A 23,592-nucleotide genomic window follows, 5' to 3' on the forward strand; every position below is an offset into this window, starting at 1 on the left:
TAAAGGGTAAACTTTCTCGGGTAAATTACAACGAAAAAGTTTGTCCCTTTTCTTTTTACAGTAAGCAGAGTGTATTTACGGAACTGCTATTGAACACTAGTTATTTCACTAATTCCTTTTTACACCAACTGCAAACTAAACATTCTGGTAAGGGCATTGCTTGGTATCGGACACAGAATTCCTTATTTCCCTTTTTTAGCTTTATTTTGAGGATTAACGGACACATGATGCCTTATTTAGCTAAAAAACGTGATTTTCAACTGTTTTTACCTAAATAAGGCATCCTGAGTCCGATAACAACCGCTTTTACCCTTATTTTTCACAAATAAGGAATCGTGTGTCCGCTAGCTAATATCCTGCAGGTATTCATGCCTGTATACTCGAAAATGTTACTTCACCGGCCATGTCGGAGCGGAAAATCAACAATGTAGTTATTATTAACATGAATTTTCACTAGTTCGCAATAAACATCAAATAATGAGCGACAATATTTGTAAAAGTAGCTTTTCAGCATGACTATGGTATACCGTATATGAAATACTTCGTTACCCGTGAGAAGACGTTTTTCATAAATAAACCGATTGAGGTGAAGAAATTGGTACAATCAGTATACATTCACATCCCTTTTTGTCAGCAAATCTGTCATTATTGTGATTTTACAAAGTTCTTTTATAACGAAAAATTAGCTGATGAGTATATGGATGCCTTAGCTAATGAAATAAAGACAAATGTTACCGGGAGTAAGAATAAAGTCAATACTATTTTTATCGGAGGCGGAACACCCACTGCACTAAACTTACACCAACTTGAATTTCTGTTACAGGTTATTGATGAAAAGTTTGACATATCTGACTGTAACGAATACACGATTGAAGCAAACCCAGGTGACTTTGATGAGGATAAGGCAAAGCTTTTAGCAAGTTATGGTGTTAATCGAGTATCGCTAGGGGTCCAAACTTTTGATAACAAGCTTTTAGAAGAAATTGGTAGACTTCATAGAGTAGCGGATGTTTACGATACAGTAAATTTACTCCAAAAACATGGTATAACAAATATTAGTATCGATCTAATCTATGCATTACCAAATCAGACGGTGGAAGGTTTTACGAATTCACTTAATGAGGCGGTGAGTTTTGGATTGCCGCATTATTCTACGTATGCATTACAAATCGAACCGAAAACCGTTTTTTACCAACGTCATAAAAAAGGTAAGCTACACCGTCCTCCTCAAGAAGAGGAAGTGAGAATGTATAGTATTTTAAGAGATAAAATGGAGAAAGATGGAATTAAGCAGTATGAAATCAGTAATTTTGCAAAACCAGGATACGAAAGCAAGCATAATTTAACGTATTGGAATAATGATTATTACTATGGATTTGGTGCTGGAGCTCATGGATATCTACCTGGAAAGCGAACAGGAAATATCCGTCCACTCCCCGCTTATGTTAAACAAGCATTAAAAGATGGTCATCCTATTTTAACTTCCGAAAATATTGGTTTGAAAGAAAATATGGAAGAAGAAATGTTTTTAGGTTTGCGGAAGCTTTCAGGTGTAAGCAAGGATAGGTTTGAGACAAAATTTTCTGTTCCTATGAATGATATATATGGTACACAAATAACGGAGTTAGTTAATAAAGGCTGGATACAAGAAACTAAAGATAGTATTTCCTTAACACCAGAAGGAATCTTATTTGGAAATGTAGTCTTTGAACAATTTTTACTTGAAGATGAAATAATGAGCCCTCTCCGTTGACAAAAAAATAAGGATTTGATAATTTATTAATAGAATTAGCACTCACCTGTTAAGAGTGCTAACAGAGGTGATCATCATGTTAACAGAAAGACAATTATTGATTTTACAAGTCATTATTGATGATTTCATCCAGACTGCGCAGCCCGTCGGGTCGCGTGCCTTATCCAAAAAGGAAAGCATCTCATTTAGTTCTGCCACTATTCGAAATGTAATGGCTGATTTAGAGGAGATGGGGTATTTAGAAAAGACGCACTCGTCGTCTGGACGAATTCCATCAGAGAAGGGCTATCGTTTTTATGTGGATCATTTAGTATCCGCTGAAAGGGTACCAGACGAAGTAAAAGTCATGAAACATGTGATCCGCGATGGGATATATGAGTTTGAACAAATTGTTCAAAAATCGGCTCAAGTATTATCCGATCTAACAAACTATACTTCGATAATATTAGGTCCAGAGGTTTTTGAGACAAAGCTAAAACAATTGCAAATCGTAACTTTGTCTGATCATACAGCAGTTGCAATATTAATCACAAATACAGGCCATGTCGAACACCGTTCATTTACTATTCCAGAAGAGGTCAATGCATCAGATCTAGAAAAAATGGTTAATATCTTGAACGATCGTTTACACGGTGTCCCAATTATTCGTCTACATGAGACATTGAATAATGAAGTGGTATCATTGATGAAAATGTATGTAAATGATTTCGAACGATCCTATGATTATTTGAAATCAGCGTTTTTTAATGAACAACCAGTTAAGCTATATTTTGGTGGAAAAACGAACATGCTTATGCAACCCGAGTTTAAAGATATAGAAAAAATTCGTTCTTTCTACTCAATGATGGAAAAAGAAGATGAAATTGCTGATCTACTAAAAACCTCTACAGAAGGCCTTAACGTTTCAATTGGTCACGAAAACAAAGTGGAAGCAATTAGGGATTGTAGTTTAATAACGGCTACGTACCATTTGGGACAGGATCAACTTGGAACGATTGCTTTATTGGGTCCAACACGTATGGAGTATAGAAAAGTCATTACATTATTGCATGCACTATCGAATGAGATGACGGAAGCGTTATACATGTGGTACAAAAATAATGATTAAACATCAATTGATGGGAGTTTTCGCCCATCGCTTCTTTATGTATGACTACAGCGCGAAGCGGTTGAATCGTAAACAATAGACACTTCTAAGTTATACTAGGCTGCTTGTTTATGTATTTTACCACTTATCCAGGCGTTTGCACTGTAATAGTTTATTTTGAAAGTTTTTAGTGATATAGTCTTTAGTGGCGAATTTTTCATAGGAGGTGTCTATTGTGGAAGAAAAAGAAAAAAATGATACAGCAACGAAGGACGTTACAGAGAATATTGAAGCCGAAGATGTGGAAATTCAAGATTCAAATGAACAACTGGGTTCAGATGAAAGCGAATTGGAAACACTGAAGGAAGAAATGGAACAATTAAAACAGGAAAAAGATGAAACCTTTCAAAAGATGCTTCGAATTCAAGCTGAATTTGATAACTATAAAAAACGTACATTGCGTGAAAAAGAACAAGATCGCAAATACAAATCGCAGGATTTAGCCAATGAACTACTCCCTGCTATAGACAACTTTGAACGTGCGCTTCAGGTTGATGTTTCAGAGGCTCAAGATAGTTTTGTTGAGGGAATCACTATGGTGTATCGAATGTTAAAAGATGCACTTAAGGCGCAGAACATTGAAGAAATCGAAACGGTTGGAAAAGAATTCGATCCGAATTTACATCATGCAGTAATGCAAATCGAGGACGAAGAAAAGAAATCCAATACTGTAGTAGAAGAGCTACAAAAAGGTTACATTCTTAAAGATCGTGTGATTCGACCAGCTATGGTCAAAGTAAATAAATAAAAATTGATTTTTGTAAAGTAGGAGGAAATTTGCAATGGGAAAAATAATTGGAATTGACTTAGGGACAACAAACTCATGTGTTTCAGTAATGGAAGGCGGAGAAGCCGTTGTTATCCCGAACCCTGAGGGGAATCGTACAACACCATCTGTAGTAGCATTTAAAAATGGTGAGCGCCAAGTAGGTGAAGTTGCTAAAAGACAGGCAATTACAAATCCAAACACCATTCAATCTATTAAGCGTCATATGGGAACTGACTATAAAGTGAAAATTGACGACAAAGAATATACACCGCAAGAAGTTTCTGCAATTATTTTACAGTACATTAAGTCATACGCAGAAGATTACTTAGGTGAAAAAGTAGAAAAAGCTGTTATCACAGTACCAGCATATTTCAATGATGCAGAGCGTCAAGCTACTAAAGATGCTGGTAAAATTGCAGGGCTTGAAGTGGAACGTATTATTAATGAACCAACTGCTGCAGCACTAGCATATGGTATTGATAAGGATGATCAAGATCAAACTATTCTTGTTTATGACCTAGGTGGCGGAACGTTCGACGTATCTATTCTTGATATTGGTGAAGGTACATTTGAAGTTGTATCAACTGCTGGTGATAACCGTCTAGGTGGGGATGACTTTGATGAAGTGATCATCAACCATATGGTAGCAGAGTTTAAAAAAGAAAATGGTATTGATCTTTCCAAAGATAAAATGGCGACACAACGGTTGAAAGATGCTGCTGAAAAAGCGAAAAAAGATCTTTCAGGTGTTGCTCAAACACAAATTTCATTACCATTCATTACTGCTGGGGAAGCTGGTCCATTACATCTTGAAATGAACCTAACCCGAGCTAAATTTGAAGAATTATCTTCTGATCTAGTTGAACGTACAATGGTTCCAACGCGTAAAGCATTGAAAGATGCAGGATTATCATCAAGTGAGATTCATAAAGTTATTTTAGTTGGTGGTTCAACTCGTATTCCTGCCGTACAAGAAGCAATCAAGCGTGAAACTGGTAAAGAACCTTCTAAAGGAGTTAATCCAGATGAAGTTGTTGCGCTTGGTGCCGCAATCCAGGGTGGTGTATTACAAGGTGACGTAAAAGACGTAGTACTACTTGATGTTACACCATTATCACTTGGAATTGAGACAATGGGAAGTGTGTTTACAAAGTTAATTGAACGTAATACGACTATTCCAACAAGTCATTCACAAGTCTTTTCAACTGCTGCAGATAATCAAACTGCTGTTGATATCCATGTACTTCAAGGTGAACGTGAGATGGCTGCAGATAACAAAACGCTTGGACGTTTCCAGCTAACAGATATCCCACCAGCACCACGTGGAGTGCCACAAATTGAAGTATCGTTTGATATTGATGCAAACGGTATTGTAAATGTGCGTGCAAAAGACATGGGTACTAATAAAGAACAATCTATTACAATTAAATCTTCTTCAGGTTTATCTGATGAAGAAGTAGAAAAAATGGTTCAAGAAGCTGAAGAAAATGCGGAGAGTGATAAAAAGCGCCGCGAAGAAGTTGAATTGCGTAACGAAGCTGATCAACTTATCTTCACAACCGACAAGACGATTAAAGACCTAGGTGACAAAGTTTCTGAAGAAGAAAAAGAAAAAGCAGAGGCTGCTAAAGAAGAATTAAAATCAGCCATCGAATCTGATGACCTAGACGAAATTAAAGCTAAGAAGGAAGCACTTCAAGAGCAAGTACAGCAACTGTCTGTTAAGCTTTATGAGCAAATGCAACAAGATGCTGAAGCACAGCAAGGTCAAGAAGGCCAAGATAATTCAGGCGATGACGATGTTGTAGATGCTGATTATGAAGAAGTAAACGACGACGATAAAGAGAAAAAATAATAGAGCTACCAATCGAAGTCAAAGTCAGGAGTTCCTTGGCTTTGGCTTTTTTTCTGTCAGTAGAAGTGATATGATTAAATTTAGTGCAATAGTGTCGGGAGAGTGATTTACAAGTGAGTAAGCGTGATTATTATGATGTACTAGGCGTTAGTAAGGACGCATCCAAAGAAGAAATTAAAAAAGCTTACAGAAAGTTAGCTAGAAAATATCATCCAGATGTTAACAAAGAGGCGGATTCCGCTGATAAATTTAAGGAAGCAAAAGAAGCTTACGAAGTATTGGGTGACGAACAAAAACGTGGTCAATACGACCAATTCGGTCATGCAGGTCCTCAAAGTCAAGGATTTGGTGGTTTTGGAGGAGGAGCACAAGACTTCTCTGGATTCGGAGATATTTTTGACATGTTTTTTGGTGGTGGCGGACGTCGTCGTGATCCAAATGCTCCACAACAAGGTGCCGATTTGCAATATGCAATGACATTAACATTCGAGGAAGCAATATTTGGTAAAGAAACGGATATTACCATTCCGAAAGAAGAAACGTGTGATACATGTTCTGGTTCTGGAGCAAAACCCGGAACAAAAGCGAAGACGTGTTCACATTGTAATGGGTCCGGTCAATTGAATACGGAGCAGAATACTCCATTCGGGCGTGTAGTGAATAAACGAGTATGCCATCACTGTAACGGAACTGGTAAAATTATCCCTGAAAAATGCTCTACTTGTGGCGGATTAGGAAAAGTTAAGAAAAACAAACAAATTCATATTTCTATTCCAGCAGGTATTGACGAAGGTCAACAAATCCGTGTTGCAGGCAAAGGGGAAGCCGGAGTTAACGGCGGACCAGCAGGAGATTTATACGTAGTCATTCAAATCAGACCTCATGACTTTTTTGAACGGGAAGGGGACCATATCTTCTGCGAACTACCAGTAACATTTGCACAAGCTGCACTGGGTGACGAAATGGAAGTCCCAACTGTACATGGAAAAGTGATGCTAAAAATACCTGCAGGAACGCAAACAGGAAAAACCTTCCGTTTAAAAGGAAAAGGTGCTCCTAACGTTCGTGGTTATGGCCAAGGTGATCAGCATATTAAGGTTCGAGTAATTACTCCAACCAAGCTTTCAGATCGACAAAAAGAGTTGATAAGAGAGTTTAATGAGATTGAAGGCAATAAATCGATAGAAGAACAAGACCAATCTTTTTTTCAACGATTTAAAAAAGCGTTTAAGGGTGAATAAGAGGGTCTAAAAACAAAAGGTCAAGCCCCTCGACTGCAACCGAGGTAACAAAATTACAACGTGTTGTAGTTGATTTAGGGAACAGACCTTTTGATACTCCCTCTATACATATTCCAAGAAATGAGTGGATCTAAATGAAATGGTCAGAGATTTGCGTACATACGACAAATGAAGCAATTGAACCAATTTCAAACATTCTTCATGAAACGGGAGCTAGTGGAGTCGTAATTGAGGATCCGTTAGACTTAATTGCAGATCGGGAAGATAACTATGGCGAAATTTATGAGCTTAATAAAGATGAATATCCTGAAGAGGGAGTATATATAAAAGCTTATTTGCCAATTAACAGTTTTCTTGGAGAAACTGTTGATGAGATAAAACAGGCCATCAATAATTTGCTACTCTACGATATTGATCTTGGTCGTAATACGATAACATTAAGTGAAGTGAACGAGGAAGAGTGGGCAACTGCTTGGAAGAAATACTATAAACCAGTTAAGATATCTAGTAAAATTACCATTACTCCTACTTGGGAAGATTACACACCAAAATCCGCTGATGAAGTAATTCTTGAACTGGATCCTGGTATGGCATTTGGAACAGGAACACACCCTACAACTGTTTTATGTATTCAAGGTATTGAACGATACTTAAAGAAAAATGACGAGGTAATTGATGTCGGGTGTGGATCAGGTGTCCTTAGTATTGCTGCCATGTTACTTGGTGCCAAGGAAGTACATGCATACGACCTAGACGATATAGCGGTAAAAAGTACAAAGTTAAATGCCAAATTAAATAAAGTAGATAAAAAAATATATACGAAGCAAAACAATTTACTAGACAATGTTAATAAGCAAGCTGACTTGATTGTATCAAATATTTTAGCCGAAATTATTGTTCGGTTTATACAAGAAGCATGGAATAACCTGAAAAAAGATGGGTTGTTTATTACCTCTGGAATTATCCAAGCAAAGAAAGACCTGGTTAAAAACGAATTAAAGCAACATGGTTTTACGATTGTAGAAGTTAATGAAATGGAAGACTGGGTTTCCATCGTAGCGAAAAAGTAATAAAGAAGGTGTTGCAGATGCAACGATATTTTGTACCTGAAACAAATTGGCAGGAAAATGAGCTTGTTATAACTGAAGAAGATGCTTACCACATAACACGTGTTATGCGTGGAAACGTTGGAGATAATGTTATATGTAATCACCCAACTGGATTTGCTGTCCTCGGAGAAATTATTTCAACTGAAGCCCAACAAGTGCATGTTAGGATAATAAAGGAATTAAACGAGTCTGTAGAGCTTCCAATTCAGGTAACGATCGCCCAAGGGTTGCCAAAGGGTGATAAATTCGAATACGTTCTACAAAAAGGAACTGAATTGGGTGCAACACGTTTTATTCCGTTCGCTGCCGAACGTTCTGTTGTTAAATGGGATGCGAAAAAGTCCTCGAAAAAACTTACTCGTTTTGCTAAAATTGTTAAAGAAGCAAGTGAACAAAGCCACCGAAATCTTATTCCAGAGGTTACTTCAATTATGAATATCCATTCTTTAATTGAAGAAACAAAGGAATACGACGTCAAAATATTTGCATATGAGGAAGAAGCAAGAACAGAACATCATCAATCTTTTGCTTCAATTGTTTCCAAGGTTGAGCCGAATCAACGAATAATAGTTTGTATAGGACCAGAGGGTGGGTTTTCAGAGAATGAAGTCAATTTATTAAAAGAAAACGACTTCCAATCTGTCCGTCTCGGACCAAGAATTTTACGTACAGAGACTGCACCATTATATGTTTTGGTGAGTATCTCGTATCAATTTGAAGAATTGGGGTGCTAGATATGCCTACAGTAGCCTTTCATACATTAGGATGTAAAGTAAATCATTATGAAACTGAAGGAATATGGAACATGTTCAAGGCGCAAAATTATGAGCGTGTTGACTTTGATCGTCAGGCAGATGTGTATGTTATAAACACCTGTACTGTCACCAATACAGGTGATAAGAAAAGTCGACAAACCATCCGTCGTGCTGTTAGAAAGAATCCAGAAGCGGTTGTCTGCGTTACTGGATGTTACGCTCAAACATCTCCTGGTGAAATAATGGAAATTCCAGGTGTTGATGTCGTTGTTGGTACACAAAACCGTAAAAATATGATTGGATATATCGAAGAACACTTAGAAACGCGTGAGCCTGTTAATGGTGTGACAAATATCATGAAAAACCGTGTCTTTGAAGAAATGGATGTGCCAGAATTTACAGATCGAACACGTGCATCTCTGAAGATACAGGAGGGCTGTAATAACTTCTGTACGTTTTGCATTATCCCATGGTCTAGAGGTCTTTTACGTTCTCGAGATCCGAAAGATGTCGTAGTACAGGCGCAACGATTAGTTGATGCTGGCTATAAAGAAATTGTATTAACTGGCATCCATACTGCTGGGTATGGTGAAGATATGCAAGAATACAATTTTGCCAAGCTATTACGTACACTAGAATCCGATGTAAATGGATTAAAACGCATCCGCATTTCATCAATAGAAGCAAGTCAAATTACAGACGAAGTAATTGAAGTTCTTGATCAATCAGAAAAAATTGTTCGTCATTTGCATGTGCCGTTACAATCTGGTTCTGACACAGTTCTTGAACGTATGCGTCGAAAATATTCAAGTGCATATTATTATGAAAAAGTAGAAAAGATTAAAAAAGCACTGCCGGGATTAGCAATCACATCTGATGTAATTGTTGGATTTCCTGGTGAAACGGAAGAAGAGTTTATGGAAACATATAACTTTATTCAAAAAGTTGGCTATTCTGAGCTCCATGTTTTTCCATATTCGCAACGGACAGGAACTCCAGCTGCAAAAATGAAAGATCAAGTTGATGATGAAACGAAAAATGAACGCGTACATCAATTGATTGCCTTATCCGAAAAACAAGCCAAAGAATACGCTTTTGACTATGAGAATGAGGTAGTTGAAATAATTCCTGAGGAACGATCAAAGGATGATGATAATCCGAACATGCTTGTAGGTTATTCGGATAATTATCTTAAAGTTCGATTCGAGGGTACTGAAGATATGATTGGTAAGATAGTACGTGTCAAAATTACTAAATCAGGCTATCCATATAATGACGCTACATTTGTTCGTGTAATGGATGAAGATATTGTGGATGCTGTATCTAAAATAGGTTAACATCTAATATACCCGGCGATACTGCCGGGTATATTTAATGAAAGTTGATTGCTTCTATATTAAATTCGCAGTTGAAGTATAGGGCGAACTAGTGAAAATTCATGCTTATGTAACAGCTACGTTGATTTCCGCTGCGGGCAAGGCTAGTGAAGGAACATTTTCGAGCGTACTGGAAAGATTGCATGAAGGTTGTCAGTTAGCGGACACACGATCCCTTATTTGTGAAAAATAAGGGTAAATGGGCTTGTTATCGGACTCAGGATTCCTTATTTGGTTAAAAACAGTTGAAAATCATGTTTTTTAGCTGAATAAGACATCGTGTGTCCGTTAATTCTCAAAATAAAGGTAAAAAAGGTAAATAGGGCATCCTCAGTCCGATACCAAGCAGTGGCTAGCTCCCTACTTAGTTTGCAGTTTACATATTCTATGTCAGAACAACAATCTTTTATCGAGCAGTCAGAATTAAAATAGATTTTTATTTTATATAATGCTATGATAACGAAAGAGGTACGAACAACTTAAAATGAGAGGACGTTATACATGACAAAGGATCTTGCAAAATACATCGACCACACACAATTAAAACCAGACACTACCGAAGAAAAAATAAACAGTATTATTCAAGAAGCAAAAGAATACAATTTTGCATCAGTTTGTGTAAACCCCTATTGGGTGAAACACTGTTACAACGAACTGAAAAATACGGAAGTAAAGGTTTGTACAGTGATTGGTTTTCCACTTGGCGCAACAACTACCGACACAAAGGTTTTTGAAACGAAAAATGCAATTGAAAATGGCGCAACGGAAATCGATATGGTAATCAACGTAGGAGCGTTAAAATCAGCAAATGACGCTTTCGTTGAGCAAGATATTAAAGAAGTTGTAGAAGCGGCTAAAGGAAAGGCATTAACAAAGGTAATTATCGAAACATCATTATTGTCAGAAGATGAAAAAGTGCGAGCATGTAAGCTAGCAAAATCAGCTGGTGCAGATTATGTTAAGACATCAACTGGGTTTTCTGGCGGAGGAGCAACAGTAGAAGATGTAAAATTAATGCGCGAAACGGTTGGTTCTGATTTGGGAGTAAAGGCTTCTGGCGGAGTTCGCGATTTAGAAAGCACGCAAGCAATGATCGACGCTGGTGCAACCAGAATTGGAGCAAGTGCAGGGATTGAAATACTGCAAGGTAAGCAAGCTACAACAGATTATTAAACTATTATCATTGCCAAGCCTTAATGAATGAAACCCTTTGTTAACCTTATACTGACAGCCTACAAACTTATCCTTACCGATCAGTGTAAAAAAAGCATTGGAAAATCTGTTGACCAGTTTGTGACAATATATTATAATTACAAAAGGCATGTGATATGAATAGTGTGCCTGTATAATCCTGTTTTATGCTTCGGAGGGAGGGAAATTAGTATGTCAAATACAACTCGCGTTCGTAAAAACGAGTCAATAGAGGATGCTCTTCGTCGCTTTAAACGTAGTGTATCAAAAAATGGTACATTACAAGAATATCGTAAGCGTGAACATTATGAAAAACCAAGCGTTCGTCGCAAGAAAAAGTCGGAGGCTGCTAGAAAGCGTAAGTACTAAAGAGGGAGCATTAACATGACATTACTAGAACAGTTAAATGCAGATATGAAGCAAGCAATGAAGGATAAAGACAAAGAAAAGCTTAGCGTTATTCGAATGGTAAAGGCATCTTTACAGAATGAAGCGATCAAACAAGGTAAAGATTCGTTATCACAGGATGATGAATTAACTGTACTGTCTAGAGAATTAAAGCAAAGAAAAGATTCCCTCCAAGAATTTAAGGCTGCAGGCCGTGATGACCTTGTTGCGAAACTTGATGTAGAAATCAATGTTTTACAAGCATACATGCCAGAACAGTTGTCTGAACAAGAAGTTGATGAAATTGTTCAGCGTACAATTCAAGAAGTTAATGCAACATCAAAACAAGAGATGGGTAAAGTAATGAGTGCAATCATGCCTAAAGTTAAAGGTAAGGCAGATGGTTCAATTGTTAATAAACTTGTACTAAAGCACCTAAATAATTAGCCTGTCATCGTTAATGAAAAATGAACAACCCTTGTCAGTCTTTCTCTGGCAGGGGTTTTTAATATGCATTTTTATTCTTATTCATCACCAATTCTGCTCTTAATTGTGATACTATCAAATTAGGCAAATATATATAGGTTTATTGAAACCAAATAGCATATTGAAACGTATAACTTAGTAAGCAAAAAGGGGGTGATTTTTGTTGTTAAACGGAAAGTACATTACATATTTTTTTGTCGTACTTTTAACAGTAAGTGGTTTTTTCATTGTCACAACGCCTCAGACGTTCGCTGATACCTCAAATGAAGATGAGGCTGTCTATGTTATTCCAATAGAAAATGCAGTAGAACAAGGTTTGCATGCATTTCTTTCAAGGGCTACTGAAAAAGCCGTAAACGACGGTGCGGATTATATCATATTTGAAATTGATACACCTGGTGGTCGTGTTGACGCTGCTGATCAAATAGCAGAATTAATACAGAACCTCGAGATTCCAACTGTATCGTTTATTGTTAATAAAGCTCTATCAGCCGGTTCCTATATCGCATTAAATACCGACACAATTTATATGAAACCGAATTCGACTATGGGTGCAAGCGGTGTAATAAATCAGGATGGAACCGCAGCGAACAAAAAGGCACAATCCGCATGGTTAGCTGCAATGAAAGCTGCTGCTGAATCGCATGGTAGAGATCCTATCTACGCTGCAGCGATGGCGGATCCAGAAATCGACTTACCAGAACTTGGAGCACCTAAAGGTGAATATTTAACGCTTGGACCAAAGAATGCTGTTAGCGTGGGTTATGCAGCTGGTATCGTAAAGGATAGAAACGAGTTATTAAATGAACTAGGTATACAGAATGCAACAATCGTAGAAATGGAACCAACGTGGTCTGAGAAATTGGCTAGATTTTTGACAAACCCAATTGTGATACCAGTTTTGCTAACCATTGCTAGCTTAGGTTTAATTGTGGAAATTTTTTCACCTGGATTCGGAATACCGGGTATCATCGGGATTTTGTCATTAGTTTTATTCTTTTACGGTCATGTTGTGGCTGGGTTAGCTGGAATGGAAGCAATAATTTTATTAATACTAGGTATTGTTTTAATAATAGCTGAATTTTTTGTTCCTGGTGGAATTGTCGGAGTCTTAGGTATTGGTTGTGTAGTAGCGTCTTTGTTTATATCAGGTCAAGATATTGGTCATATGACTATGAGCATAGGAATAGCCTTTATTATCTCCATTATTGCATCAGCTATTTTATTTCGTACCATTGGACTCGAAAAAGGTTTCTTCAGGCATTTAATTTTAAAAGATAAAACTTCTACTGAGCTTGGTTATGTATCATCAATTAACCGTCTGGAATTAATTGGACTTGAGGGTATTACTGTTACACCACTAAGACCGTCCGGAACAGCAAAGTTTGATGACGAACGTTTAGATGTAGTTTCTGAAGGCAGTTTTATTCAGAATGAGAAAGCAATAAAAATCGTTAAGGTTGAAGGATCTCGTATTGTAGTAAGAGAAATAAAATATAAAAATTAATTTGGAGGAATGAAAATGGAATTACAACAATTTATGCCGTTAATTATTATAGGTATTATCTTAATTGTTATTGCAGTGTTGTTTACTTTTATTCCAGTAATGCTTTGGATTAGTGCTTTGGCAGCTGGAGTAAAGGTAGGTATTTTTACATTAGTTGGTATGCGTTTACGTAGAGTAGTCCCATCAAGGGTAATTAATCCACTTATTAAGGCGTATAAGGCTGGCTTAGATTTAACTACGAATCAGCTAGAGAGTCACTATTTAGCCGGTGGTAATGTAGATAGGGTGGTTGATGCATTGATTGCTGCACACCGAGCAAATATCGAATTACAGTTCGAACGTGGTGCGGCCATTGACCTTGCAGGAAGAGACGTATTAGAAGCTGTTCAAATGAGTGTTAACCCGAAAGTAATTGATACTCCTTTCATTGCTGGTATTGCGATGGACGGTATTGAAGTGAAAGCAAAAGCACGTATTACAGTTAGAGCCAATATTGACCGCCTAGTTGGTGGTGCTGGTGAAGATACAGTAATTGCTCGTGTTGGTGAAGGTATCGTAAGTACGATTGGTAGCTCAGATACACATGCTAAAGTTTTGGAAAATCCGGACAGCATTTCCCGTACTGTTTTAGACCGAGGACTTGATGCTGGTACTGCATTCGAAATCTTGTCTATTGATATTGAAGATATTAACATTGGTAAAAATATTGGTGCTATACTACAAACCGATCAAGCGGAAGCTGATAAAAGTATTGCTCAAGCTAAAGCAGAGGAAAGACGTGCAATGGCAGTTGCGCAAGAGCAAGAGATGGTCGCACGTGTACAAGAAATGCGTGCATCGGTTGTGGAAGCAGAAGCAGATGTTCCAAGAGCACTTGCAGAAGCATTGCGTTCTGGAAATCTAGGTGTAATGGATTATATGAATTATAAAAACATTGACGCAGATACAGATATGCGCGAAACAATTGGAAAGCTTTCAGAAGAAAATCAAGATGATAGCGGTAAGTAAAAATTGCGTAACACGTTAGGAGGGGTATAATGGAAGTGCTTTTTGATACGATTTTTGGGAATATACTTGTTATATTGGCTATTATTGGTGGTATTGCAGGATTTATAAAAGATCGTAACAATAAAGATGCCGACTCAAGTAGGCCCTATTCAACCCCAACCCCAACTCCTACACCATCTGGTGGTTACAATCAGGCTAACTATGAGGAAGTAGCAGAAATTGGAACGGGATCGTTGAACACCAACCACTCAGACATCAGTCATCGTGCAATAGAAGGTGGAGAACATGACGCAATTGTAAAGCGTTCACGACTTGAAGCAACCAGTAGTGTAAAAAAGAAAAATAAGATGAAAAGACAAATGAAGCAAAGCTTATCAAAACAAGGGCTTGTGAATGGTATAATTATGTCAGAAGTGTTAGGGCCACCTCGTGCAAAGAAGCCATAAAAAAAGTACTAAATGAACGAAAAAAATAACGGATTTTTTGCCTCCCAAATTATTATTGGGAGGCTTTTTCATGTTCTTATTTAGCAAAGTGATTCATAAATATGAATGGGAGAGGAGGTTGCACCTTTGACAAAAAAACATCAACGAATCCTACCTTGGATTATGAATCAATTTGCACTTCCTTCTGATATAGCCTCAGATCTACCGAGAGTAACCATACTGGGTCAGCTTCATGTGTATATCGAAAACCATAAAGGGTTAGTTGTTTATTCAGATACTGAACTAACTTTAAAAACTAATTCAGGACTCATTAAAATTTCAGGCACAGGCTTTGTACTTAAAATGATGCTACCACAGGAGCTATTACTGGAAGGAAAAATTAATGACGTAACCTATATAAACCATTAATAAAGGAGGTAGCAATGAAACAAATACAAGGAGCTTTTTTTACAGGCTATGTGACAATTTTAGTAGAAGGTTCAAGACCAGAATTATTTTTACAATATTGTGCTGAACAGGAAATACAGGTATGGAATATCAAAAAGGAATCACGAGCAGTATGCAAAGCAAATGTTCGACGAAGTGATCTTTCTAAAGTGGATGAATTCCAACAAAATGAAGCCTATACTATTACAGTTGTACATGATTTTGGGTTGCCTTATCTTGTGAAAAAATTAATAGGCAGAAAGGAGCTTCTTATTAGTATAGGAGTTTGTTTCCTGCTGATTTTGTATTTATCAAATATTGTTTGGGATATTAAGATTAATGGTGTGCCAAAAGAAATTGAAAAAAAAATCACGAAACAATTAAACAATTACGGAGTACATAGGGGTGCCTTACGATTTTCTATAGAATCCCCTAGCGTCATTCAACAAAAACTATTACACGATATACCTGAGCTTCTATGGGTTGGCGTGGAAAAAAAAGGGACAACCTTTCAATTGGAAGTAGTTGAAAAAACAATAGTAGAGAAAAAAGAAGTGAATGGACCGAGCAATCTTGTTGCCACTAAAGAAGGTGTGATTAGCTATATCTACATCTCAAAAGGTAAACCTAAGGTTGAAGTAAATGATTACGTCAAGCCTGGTAAAATACTAGTGTCTGGTAATCTTCGAGAAGGTGAAAAAGACGCGGAACCTGAATTAGTGGAAGCTGAAGGACAAGTAGTTGCAAAAACATGGTATGAAGCAACAGTAACAGTGCCATTAGAAGTAGAATATCAAGAATTGACTGGTGAAAATGATAAAAAACTATACCTATCGTTAGGCAACGTACAAGTTCCATTCTGGGGATTCGGATCAAGCGACTTTGAACATACGCAAACGGATATAAATCGTACACCTATTCATTTCCTTAAGTGGGAGCTACCGATAAAAATAATTGAATCTATTCGACATGAAAAAACGTATATAAAAGAGAAGCGAACAAAAGATGAAGCAATTGCAATAGGTAAAGAACAGGCAAAGAATGAATTGTTATTACGTCTTGATGAAGATGCAAAAGTTATTTCCCAAAAAGTTTTGCATGAAAGTACTGGTAATGGTAAAGTTAAATTAATCTTATATATGACGGTTGAAGAAAATATTGCCAAATCCGTACCTATAAATCAAGGAGATTGAATATGTCAACAAACTTAAACACGATTGATTTACAGCTAGAAAACCCAAACGAGGCACTAGCATTATTTGGGACAAATGATAAAAATTTAAAGCAAATAGAAGATAAACTGAATGTATCAATTGTATCACGCGGAGAACATGTGAGTGTTTCCGGTTCGCCTGAGGCTAATTCCATTGCCCAAGATATCCTATTAGCGTTACTTTCGGTTATCCGTAAAGGTTTAACGATTGCTGAACGTGATGTGGTCTATGCAATAGAGCTTGCTAAAGAAGGAAAAATAAATCAATTTGAAACATTATTTGAAGATGAAATTACAAAAAATACGAAAGGAAAACCAATTCGAGTAAAAACGTTGGGACAAAAAAACTACATTGCTGCTATTAAAGCAAATGACTTAGTATTTGGTATTGGACCAGCAGGTACAGGTAAGACATATTTAGCTGTGGTAATGGCAGTACACGCTTTGAAGAATGGACTTGTTAAACGAATAATATTAACTCGTCCAGCAGTGGAGGCAGGTGAGAGCCTAGGATTTCTGCCTGGTGATTTAAAAGAAAAAGTAGACCCATATTTACGACCATTGTACGATGCTTTGCATGACGTTTTAGGTGCTGAACACACATTACGCCTAATAGAACGCGAAACGATTGAAATTGCTCCACTTGCATATATGCGTGGACGAACACTCGATGATGCATTTGTAATACTTGATGAGGCACAAAATACAACACCTGAGCAAATGAAAATGTTTCTCACGCGTCTTGGGTTTGGGTCGAAAATGGTTGTCACTGGTGATGTAACGCAGGTAGACTTACCAAAAGGTGTAAATTCAGGTCTACGTATTGCAGATCAATTGCTAGCAAAGGTTAAAGGAATTTCATTCATTCACTTAACACAGACAGATGTTGTGCGCCATCCGCTAGTGCAGCGGATTATTGCAGCATATGATAATTTAAATACTACTAATAAGCCCCAATAATTGGGGCCTTATTTCTACACTTGGGGTGATAGAAGATGAAACTAAATACCTTAATAAAATCATTAGTAGCACTAAAGTCCAAATGGGTTTACATCGTTTTACCTATGTTATTATTAGGGATTCTATTTTTCCTCATGACCGTAAATAACGTACATACTGAAACATATGATATTGAACGATTTACTAGTGCGAAAGAAACAATTCGTTCACCGATAACAATCGAAAATGAGCAGGAAACAAAACAAAAAACGAGAGAAACCGTTCAGTCAGTCGATGATCGGTATAACATATCAAAAGAAATTAACGAAGAACAAATTAATTACATAAACGAAATTTTTGATGCAATTGCTAAAATAGAAGAGAAAAAATCAAAAGCATTACCTGGATCAGGAGAAAGTGAAGGGGCGATAATTTTAACGAGCAAAGATAAAGTCCAACATCTTCAGCAAATTCTTTCTCCGGAAATTATCGAAGCTATCGATGATGGTGTATTAATGCGATTGGTTGAGGCAACACCCGAGGAACGCCAAAAAGGCAAAGAAGTTTTTGTTGAGGCAGTAAAAGAAGTACTCGTTAACGGTGTACGAATGGAAAATGTTAATAGTGCAACAAATGAAGTTAAACAATCATTAACCTATGCTAAACTAGACACGGACGTAAGACAGGCCTTAATTACACTTAGTGACTTTGCAATCGTTGAAAATTCCTTTTATGACGTTGAAAAAACCTTAAATGCCCGAAAAGAAGCAGCAAATAACGTTGATCCAGTGATCATTCGTGCAGGTGAAATAATTGTTCGTGAAGGGCAAACAATTACAAATGAATTGTACGAAGAGCTAAAGCTAGTTGGTCTTTTGAATAATGAGCGAAATGTCTATCCGATAATTGGACTTGCTTTACTTATCTTATTAATTATTAGTGTCATCACTTACGAAATGTACCTACTAGATAAACAAAATAAATTAGATAGTGGAAAAATTGCGTCGATAGTACTCATTAGCTTTATTGTTGTCTCGATGATGAAAGTCGTAAGTCTATTTACCACACAAGTAAATCAATTATTTTTTGTTGTTCCAGTAGCAACAGGAGTATTGTTAATAAAACAACTTATCCAAGAGCGGTTAGCAATTGTTTTAGCCGGGTTATATGCTGTATTAGGAAGTATAATTTTTAATAGCCAGATACCTGGCTCTTTGAATATTGAAGCAGGTATTTATTTCTTCTTTTCACAACTTGCCGGAATCATTTTTTTGATGAATGTAAAAGATCGATTGGCCATCTTAAAAGCAGGAATTGGTATGAGTGTAGTAAACGTGATTGCTGTACTAATATTTTTATTTCTATCCTTTGAGAAATATACCTGGAGTGACTTAATTATTCAGTCTGGATTAGGACTTAGTGCCGCGATTCTGTCAGTTGTATTTACCATTGGATTGCTTCCATTCTTTGAAACTGGATTAGGTATTTTATCAGATAGCAAATTATTATCATTAGCTAGTCCAAATCAGCCTTTATTACGAAAAATATTAACAGAATCCCCAGGTACATATCATCATTCAGTGATGGTAGCAAACTTGAGTGAAACAGCTTGTGACGCAATAGGTGCAAATGGATTGTTGGCGAGAGTTGGTGCTTATTATCATGATCTTGGAAAAACAAAGCAAGCCCATTTTTTTATTGAAAATCAATTATCGATAAAAAATCCTCATGATCATATGAACCCTAAAGACAGCGCTGATATTATCATTAGTCATCCTTACGATGGAGCTGAAATGTTAAAAAAGCACCGATTTCCAAAAGAAATTATCAATATAGCAAAAGAGCATCATGGTACGACTTTGTTAAAGTATTTTTATTACAAAGAGAAGGAAAAAAATAAAAATGTAAGTGAGGATATGTTCCGATATCCTGGGCCAAGACCAAGAACCAAAGAGGCTGCAATCGTCTGCATTTGTGATTCAGTAGAAGCAGCGGTCCGTTCATTAAAAGAGCCAACCGAATCAAAAATAGAAGAGATCGTATCATCGATTATTAATGATCGATTGATGGATGGTCAGTTAGACGAATCTCCATTAACACTGCATGAACTTAAGAAAATTAATCGTACTGTATGTGAAGCACTTAAAGGCATTTTTCATTCAAGAATTCAATACCCAACAAAGGAGGCAAAGTAGTTATGTATATCGACTTTCATGATAAAACGAACAAAGTAACGAGTGATTATATTGATATGCTACAACGGCTGTTAACGTTTGCAGCAGATAGTGAAGGAATCACACAAGAAGCTGAAGTTTCTGTCAGCTTTGTAACAAATCAAGAAATACAAGAGTTAAACCGTAATTACAGAGGAATCGATAAACCGACTGATGTCATCTCATTTGCATTGCAAGAAACGATGGAGGATGAATTGAACATTGTTGGCGAAGATATGCCGCTAGTTTTAGGAGATATCGTTATTTCCATTGAACGTACGATTGAACAAGCAGAAGAGTATAACCACTCATTTGAACGTGAACTGGGCTTTCTGACGATACATGGATTTCTTCATTTGTTAGGCTATGATCATTTGAAACCAGACGATGAAAAAGTAATGTTTAAAAAACAAGAGGATATTTTACATGCCTTCGAACTTGACCGATAAATCAAGAAAAAAATCAATTGGTTTTTCTTATGCTTGGAATGGTATAGTGGAAATGGCGAAGAGCGAACGAAATTTTCGACTACATTTAGTGGCAACGTTTTTCATACTAATAGTAGGCTTCATCGTTAGTCTTACAAAATCGGAATGGTTAATTGTTATTCTTGTAATCGGAATTGTTCTCGTTGCAGAAACTACAAATACTGCCATCGAAAAACTAATTGATTATCTACGGCCAGAAATACATCCTTCAGCAAAAATAATTAAAGACATAGCAGCTGGTGCTGTATTAATTGCTGCTATAATGGCATTTATTATTGGATGTATGATTTTTGTTCCAAAATTGTATCGTTTATTTATGTAAAAAAACTTGTTCAAAAAGAACAAGTTTTTTTAGCTGCGATTTTTTCTAATACGTTATTGAAGTAAATTGTAAACTAGTGAAAACTTAGATTTAGCGTCGAACGCTACGGAAAAACACTGCGCTTTCCGTGGGTAGCTGATGAGCCTCCTTGCCCCGGCAAAGGGTATGCCGACGTTGTCCGCAAAGGACGGTTTTAGTCGGCCTTCCTTAGACGCTCTGCGGGGTCTCATCTAGGCTTCTGCTCCCACGGAAGTCTCCGTGTTTTTCCTTCGCTAACATAGATGTTGATTGGAGCGTAGGACAGTCGACTCCTGCGGGAAAAGCAACGGCTGAAGCGTTGCCCGCGGAAAGCGACTGTCCGGAGCGGAAATCAACCTAGCACTTAATTAGTTTCCAGTTTACGGATACTGTGTAAAAAGTTGATATATTAATGAGTGTAAAACTACCATTAGCGAATTAAAATTAACGGACACCAGAGCCCTTATTTGAGCAAATTTAGTGCAAATGTGCATGTTAGCGGACCCAGGATTCCTTATTGAGGTAAAAACAAGTTGAAATCAGTCTTTTTTTACTAAATAAGGAATCCTCTGTCCGCTTGATCTAGAAAACATGACCAAAAAGTAAAAATAAGGGCTTCTGTGTCCGCTACCAAGAGACCACACCACACCAGATCAAGTGAATTAATTTGCAGTTTATACGAAAAAGAGTTTTAAACTTCTCGGAAGTTATGTCAAAAAATGTTGGTAACGATTTTCTTTTCATTTGTTTTGTCGAAAGCGTGAAAGTAGATAGTTTTTATAGTATTATAATTGTAATACAAACAAAACAAGCATCGGAGGTCAGTCATGAACGATTCATTTAAATCAGGATTTATTGCGATTATTGGTCGTCCAAACGTTGGAAAATCAACCTTTATGAACCGGGTTATTGGACAAAAAATCGCAATTATGAGTGATAAACCACAGACAACTAGAAACAAAATACAAGGTGTACTAACAGATAAAGATGCACAACTTGTGTTTATTGACACACCAGGAATTCATAAACCGAAACATCGACTGGGCGATTTTATGGTAAAAATCGCAGAAAACACGTTAAATGAAGTGGATGCCGTTTTGTTTATGATTAATGCGAAAGAGGGATATGGAAAAGGGGATCAATATATATTAGACCGGTTGCAGGAAGTGAAGCGTCCTGTGTATTTAATTATCAATAAGATTGATTTAATTCATCCAGATGAATTATTTCCTTTGATTGAAAACTATAAAGATAAATATCAGTTTGAAGAAGTTATCCCTATTTCTGCATTACAAGGAAACAATGTAAATCATTTGCTAGATGTGTTAAAGCAAAAACTACCGGAAGGTCCACAGTACTATCCGGAAGATCAAGTAACAGATCATCCTGAACGATTTATTATTAGTGAACTGATCCGAGAAAAGGTTTTACAATTAACACACGAAGAAATTCCACATTCTATTGCTGTAGTTATTGAAAATATTGAAAAGAGAGATTCTAACGCTATATTTATTCAAGCTACAGTCGTTACCGAGCGAAAAACCCAAAAAGGAATTCTGATTGGTAAGCAAGGAAATATGTTGAAAAACATTGGAAAAAATGCCCGAAAAGATATTGAAGCACTTTTAGGAACGAAAGTCTATTTAGAGCTTTGGGTCAAGGTTCAGAAAGACTGGCGTAACAAACAGACACAGCTACGAGAATACGGATTCCGTAGTGATGAATATTAAACATGGAAATATTTTTATCTCATGCTTTAGTAATGTGTGGTCAAAATAATAGCAAGTACTTAAATCAATCATAAAAAAGAAAGGTGGGGTTTCTTGTGATCGACTTAACCTGGAAACTTTTTAGTCATACAGGAAACATTGAAACCTATTTATTATGGAAAGAGTTAGAAAATGATTCAAGTATTCAGGATCCCGCGCAAAGTGAGAACAAAGTAGATAAAGATATAAATGCAATAGATAGGTTATAATGCACGTTGAAAGAAAGTAAAGGTGAAACTGTGTGCTTGAAAAATTGGAAGGAATTGTTATCAAAACACAGGATTATGGGGAAACGCACAAAATTATAACAGTTTTTAGTAGAAAAGCTGGTAAGATTACTGCTCTTGCTAGAGGAGCCAAAAAAACAAAAAGTCGAATGGCTGCCGTAACGCAGCCATTCATTCATGGGGAATATTTATTGTATTTGAATAAAGGGTTAAGCACCATCCAACAAGGAGATGTCATTAACTCTAATCGAGCTATACGAGAAGATATAATGAAAACGGCGTATACCGCATATATTGTTGAACTTACTGACAAATTGGTTGACGCTAATGAACCTGATCACTTATTATTTGACCAATTGATGCGTACAATCGAGTACATCGCAACTAATGAGGACGCTGAAATACCGATAATAATGTATGAACTTAAACTGTTTAAAAAGGGTGGCTTTGCACCAACAGTTGATACGTGTGCCAACTGCGGAAGCTTTAATGATCTGGTAAGTTTTTCGATTGCTGAGGGCGGATTATTGTGTAATAGATGTATGTCAATTGATCCGAACGCTATTACTTTACCGCAACCTTTACCTAAACTTCTTCGCATATTTTCGGAGGTAGGACTAGAACAGGTAGGTTCAATTGCAGTAAAGGAAGCAAATAAGCAGTTGCTACGTAAGCTATTAGATACTTACTATGATCAATACGGCGGTTACTTTCTTAAGTCAAAAAAATTTTTGAAACAAATAGATAAACTAAAGTAAAAGGTCTGTTTGACAAACATCGACCGATGGATTATTATTTGTACATATTAAAATGAATTGTGCAATGAGGGAGAAAAGTACCGGTTATATCCTATGAAAAGCGAACCTAGGATAGTGGAAGCTAGGTGATAGAGTAGCCAAGAAAGGAACTCCTGAGCATACGGAATAAAGTGGCTCGAATACGAGCAA

General features: G+C 36.8%; 23 protein-coding genes. All 23 read left to right on the forward strand.

Translation table 11 applies throughout. From position 1 onward, the window contains the following. Nucleotides 1-595 precede the first annotated feature (595 nt). The 23 genes from hemW (at nucleotide 596) to recO (ending at nucleotide 23,403) form a co-directional block, all read left to right on the forward strand. Nucleotides 596-1,753 carry a radical SAM family heme chaperone HemW gene (gene hemW / locus ACY9Z2_RS04425; protein WP_463608518.1) on the forward strand — a complete coding sequence of 386 codons (1,158 nt, stop codon included), beginning with the start codon at nucleotides 596-598 and terminating at the stop codon, nucleotides 1,751-1,753. A gap of 76 nt (nucleotides 1,754-1,829) precedes the next feature. Further along, entirely contained in the window at nucleotides 1,830-2,861 is a 1,032-nt protein-coding gene (gene hrcA / locus ACY9Z2_RS04430; RefSeq protein ID WP_463608410.1) for a heat-inducible transcriptional repressor HrcA, read from the forward strand. A 214-nt stretch (nucleotides 2,862-3,075) separates the two neighbouring features. Then, complete coding sequence (grpE, locus tag ACY9Z2_RS04435; protein WP_463608411.1) at nucleotides 3,076-3,648, forward strand: nucleotide exchange factor GrpE; 573 nt, start codon at nucleotides 3,076-3,078, stop codon at nucleotides 3,646-3,648. 34 nt (nucleotides 3,649-3,682) lie between these two features. Next, the gene (gene dnaK, locus ACY9Z2_RS04440; protein ID WP_463608412.1) at nucleotides 3,683-5,524 is read left to right on the forward strand and encodes a molecular chaperone DnaK; all 1,842 of its coding nucleotides are present in this window, start codon (nucleotides 3,683-3,685) and stop codon (nucleotides 5,522-5,524) included. A 113-nt stretch (nucleotides 5,525-5,637) separates the two neighbouring features. Then, nucleotides 5,638-6,765 carry a molecular chaperone DnaJ gene (dnaJ, locus tag ACY9Z2_RS04445; RefSeq protein WP_463608413.1) on the forward strand — a complete coding sequence of 376 codons (1,128 nt, stop codon included), beginning with the start codon at nucleotides 5,638-5,640 and terminating at the stop codon, nucleotides 6,763-6,765. Between the two features lie 134 nt (nucleotides 6,766-6,899). Next, on the forward strand, nucleotides 6,900-7,835 hold the full coding sequence (gene prmA, locus ACY9Z2_RS04450; RefSeq protein WP_463608414.1) for a 50S ribosomal protein L11 methyltransferase: 936 nt from the start codon (nucleotides 6,900-6,902) through the stop codon (nucleotides 7,833-7,835). 17 nt (nucleotides 7,836-7,852) lie between these two features. Then, nucleotides 7,853-8,608 (forward strand): 16S rRNA (uracil(1498)-N(3))-methyltransferase, encoded by a 756-nt coding sequence (locus ACY9Z2_RS04455; RefSeq protein ID WP_463608415.1) that lies wholly within the window; start codon nucleotides 7,853-7,855, stop codon nucleotides 8,606-8,608. 2 nt (nucleotides 8,609-8,610) lie between these two features. Continuing rightward, complete coding sequence (gene mtaB / locus ACY9Z2_RS04460) at nucleotides 8,611-9,966, forward strand: tRNA (N(6)-L-threonylcarbamoyladenosine(37)-C(2))-methylthiotransferase MtaB (protein ID WP_463608416.1); 1,356 nt, start codon at nucleotides 8,611-8,613, stop codon at nucleotides 9,964-9,966. 540 nt (nucleotides 9,967-10,506) lie between these two features. Continuing rightward, nucleotides 10,507-11,178, forward strand: coding sequence for a deoxyribose-phosphate aldolase (deoC, locus tag ACY9Z2_RS04465; protein ID WP_463608417.1), 672 nt, complete (start codon nucleotides 10,507-10,509; stop codon nucleotides 11,176-11,178). A 210-nt stretch (nucleotides 11,179-11,388) separates the two neighbouring features. Beyond that, the gene (gene rpsU, locus ACY9Z2_RS04470; protein ID WP_463608418.1) at nucleotides 11,389-11,565 is read left to right on the forward strand and encodes a 30S ribosomal protein S21; all 177 of its coding nucleotides are present in this window, start codon (nucleotides 11,389-11,391) and stop codon (nucleotides 11,563-11,565) included. Between the two features lie 15 nt (nucleotides 11,566-11,580). Next, nucleotides 11,581-12,030, forward strand: coding sequence for a GatB/YqeY domain-containing protein (locus ACY9Z2_RS04475; RefSeq protein WP_463608419.1), 450 nt, complete (start codon nucleotides 11,581-11,583; stop codon nucleotides 12,028-12,030). Between the two features lie 202 nt (nucleotides 12,031-12,232). Further along, nucleotides 12,233-13,576, forward strand: a complete 1,344-nt coding sequence (locus ACY9Z2_RS04480; protein ID WP_463608420.1) for an NfeD family protein — start codon at nucleotides 12,233-12,235, stop codon at nucleotides 13,574-13,576. 15 nt (nucleotides 13,577-13,591) lie between these two features. Beyond that, nucleotides 13,592-14,584 carry a flotillin-like protein FloA gene (floA, locus tag ACY9Z2_RS04485; RefSeq protein WP_463608421.1) on the forward strand — a complete coding sequence of 331 codons (993 nt, stop codon included), beginning with the start codon at nucleotides 13,592-13,594 and terminating at the stop codon, nucleotides 14,582-14,584. A 29-nt stretch (nucleotides 14,585-14,613) separates the two neighbouring features. Then, the gene (locus tag ACY9Z2_RS04490) at nucleotides 14,614-15,030 is read left to right on the forward strand and encodes a YqfB family membrane protein (protein ID WP_463608422.1); all 417 of its coding nucleotides are present in this window, start codon (nucleotides 14,614-14,616) and stop codon (nucleotides 15,028-15,030) included. Nucleotides 15,031-15,156: 126 nt separating this feature from the next. Beyond that, nucleotides 15,157-15,438 (forward strand): sporulation protein YqfC, encoded by a 282-nt coding sequence (yqfC, locus tag ACY9Z2_RS04495; RefSeq protein ID WP_463608423.1) that lies wholly within the window; start codon nucleotides 15,157-15,159, stop codon nucleotides 15,436-15,438. A 14-nt stretch (nucleotides 15,439-15,452) separates the two neighbouring features. Next, the gene (gene yqfD / locus ACY9Z2_RS04500; RefSeq protein WP_463608424.1) at nucleotides 15,453-16,649 is read left to right on the forward strand and encodes a sporulation protein YqfD; all 1,197 of its coding nucleotides are present in this window, start codon (nucleotides 15,453-15,455) and stop codon (nucleotides 16,647-16,649) included. A 2-nt stretch (nucleotides 16,650-16,651) separates the two neighbouring features. Continuing rightward, nucleotides 16,652-17,629, forward strand: coding sequence for a PhoH family protein (locus ACY9Z2_RS04505; RefSeq protein ID WP_463608425.1), 978 nt, complete (start codon nucleotides 16,652-16,654; stop codon nucleotides 17,627-17,629). A 35-nt stretch (nucleotides 17,630-17,664) separates the two neighbouring features. After that, the gene (locus ACY9Z2_RS04510; RefSeq protein ID WP_463608426.1) at nucleotides 17,665-19,803 is read left to right on the forward strand and encodes an HD family phosphohydrolase; all 2,139 of its coding nucleotides are present in this window, start codon (nucleotides 17,665-17,667) and stop codon (nucleotides 19,801-19,803) included. Between the two features lie 2 nt (nucleotides 19,804-19,805). Next, nucleotides 19,806-20,270 (forward strand): rRNA maturation RNase YbeY, encoded by a 465-nt coding sequence (gene ybeY / locus ACY9Z2_RS04515; protein ID WP_463608427.1) that lies wholly within the window; start codon nucleotides 19,806-19,808, stop codon nucleotides 20,268-20,270. After that, nucleotides 20,248-20,631, forward strand: coding sequence for a diacylglycerol kinase family protein (locus ACY9Z2_RS04520; RefSeq protein WP_463608428.1), 384 nt, complete (start codon nucleotides 20,248-20,250; stop codon nucleotides 20,629-20,631). Before ybeY ends, ACY9Z2_RS04520 begins: the two co-directional genes overlap by 23 nt. An 845-nt stretch (nucleotides 20,632-21,476) precedes the next feature. Beyond that, the gene (gene era / locus ACY9Z2_RS04525; RefSeq protein ID WP_463608429.1) at nucleotides 21,477-22,379 is read left to right on the forward strand and encodes a GTPase Era; all 903 of its coding nucleotides are present in this window, start codon (nucleotides 21,477-21,479) and stop codon (nucleotides 22,377-22,379) included. A gap of 95 nt (nucleotides 22,380-22,474) precedes the next feature. Further along, nucleotides 22,475-22,627, forward strand: coding sequence for a YqzL family protein (locus ACY9Z2_RS04530; protein WP_463608430.1), 153 nt, complete (start codon nucleotides 22,475-22,477; stop codon nucleotides 22,625-22,627). 32 nt (nucleotides 22,628-22,659) lie between these two features. Beyond that, nucleotides 22,660-23,403: a DNA repair protein RecO gene (recO, locus tag ACY9Z2_RS04535; RefSeq protein WP_463608431.1), complete on the forward strand. Its 744-nt coding sequence runs from the start codon at nucleotides 22,660-22,662 to the stop codon at nucleotides 23,401-23,403. The last annotated feature ends 189 nt before the right edge of the window (nucleotides 23,404-23,592 follow it).

This window comes from Virgibacillus sp. GM2-2, assembly GCF_055329585.1.

Excerpts from the sequence above, each read along its gene's own strand:
- era (WP_463608429.1), top strand. The coding sequence starts at position 21,477 with ATGAACGATTCATTTAAATCAGGATTTATTGCGATTATTGGTCGTCCA.
- yqfD (WP_463608424.1), top strand. The coding sequence starts at position 15,453 with ATGAAACAAATACAAGGAGCTTTTTTTACAGGCTATGTGACAATTTTA.
- ACY9Z2_RS04455 (WP_463608415.1), top strand. The coding sequence starts at position 7,853 with ATGCAACGATATTTTGTACCTGAAACAAATTGGCAGGAAAATGAGCTT.
- dnaK (WP_463608412.1), top strand. The coding sequence starts at position 3,683 with ATGGGAAAAATAATTGGAATTGACTTAGGGACAACAAACTCATGTGTT.
- floA (WP_463608421.1), top strand. The coding sequence starts at position 13,592 with ATGGAATTACAACAATTTATGCCGTTAATTATTATAGGTATTATCTTA.
- hrcA (WP_463608410.1), top strand. The coding sequence starts at position 1,830 with ATGTTAACAGAAAGACAATTATTGATTTTACAAGTCATTATTGATGAT.
- rpsU (WP_463608418.1), top strand. The coding sequence starts at position 11,389 with ATGTCAAATACAACTCGCGTTCGTAAAAACGAGTCAATAGAGGATGCT.
- ACY9Z2_RS04520 (WP_463608428.1), top strand. The coding sequence starts at position 20,248 with ATGCCTTCGAACTTGACCGATAAATCAAGAAAAAAATCAATTGGTTTT.
- prmA (WP_463608414.1), top strand. The coding sequence starts at position 6,900 with ATGAAATGGTCAGAGATTTGCGTACATACGACAAATGAAGCAATTGAA.
- ACY9Z2_RS04475 (WP_463608419.1), top strand. The coding sequence starts at position 11,581 with ATGACATTACTAGAACAGTTAAATGCAGATATGAAGCAAGCAATGAAG.
- ACY9Z2_RS04505 (WP_463608425.1), top strand. The coding sequence starts at position 16,652 with ATGTCAACAAACTTAAACACGATTGATTTACAGCTAGAAAACCCAAAC.
- ACY9Z2_RS04510 (WP_463608426.1), top strand. The coding sequence starts at position 17,665 with ATGAAACTAAATACCTTAATAAAATCATTAGTAGCACTAAAGTCCAAA.
- mtaB (WP_463608416.1), top strand. The coding sequence starts at position 8,611 with ATGCCTACAGTAGCCTTTCATACATTAGGATGTAAAGTAAATCATTAT.
- ybeY (WP_463608427.1), top strand. The coding sequence starts at position 19,806 with ATGTATATCGACTTTCATGATAAAACGAACAAAGTAACGAGTGATTAT.
- deoC (WP_463608417.1), top strand. The coding sequence starts at position 10,507 with ATGACAAAGGATCTTGCAAAATACATCGACCACACACAATTAAAACCA.
- ACY9Z2_RS04490 (WP_463608422.1), top strand. The coding sequence starts at position 14,614 with ATGGAAGTGCTTTTTGATACGATTTTTGGGAATATACTTGTTATATTG.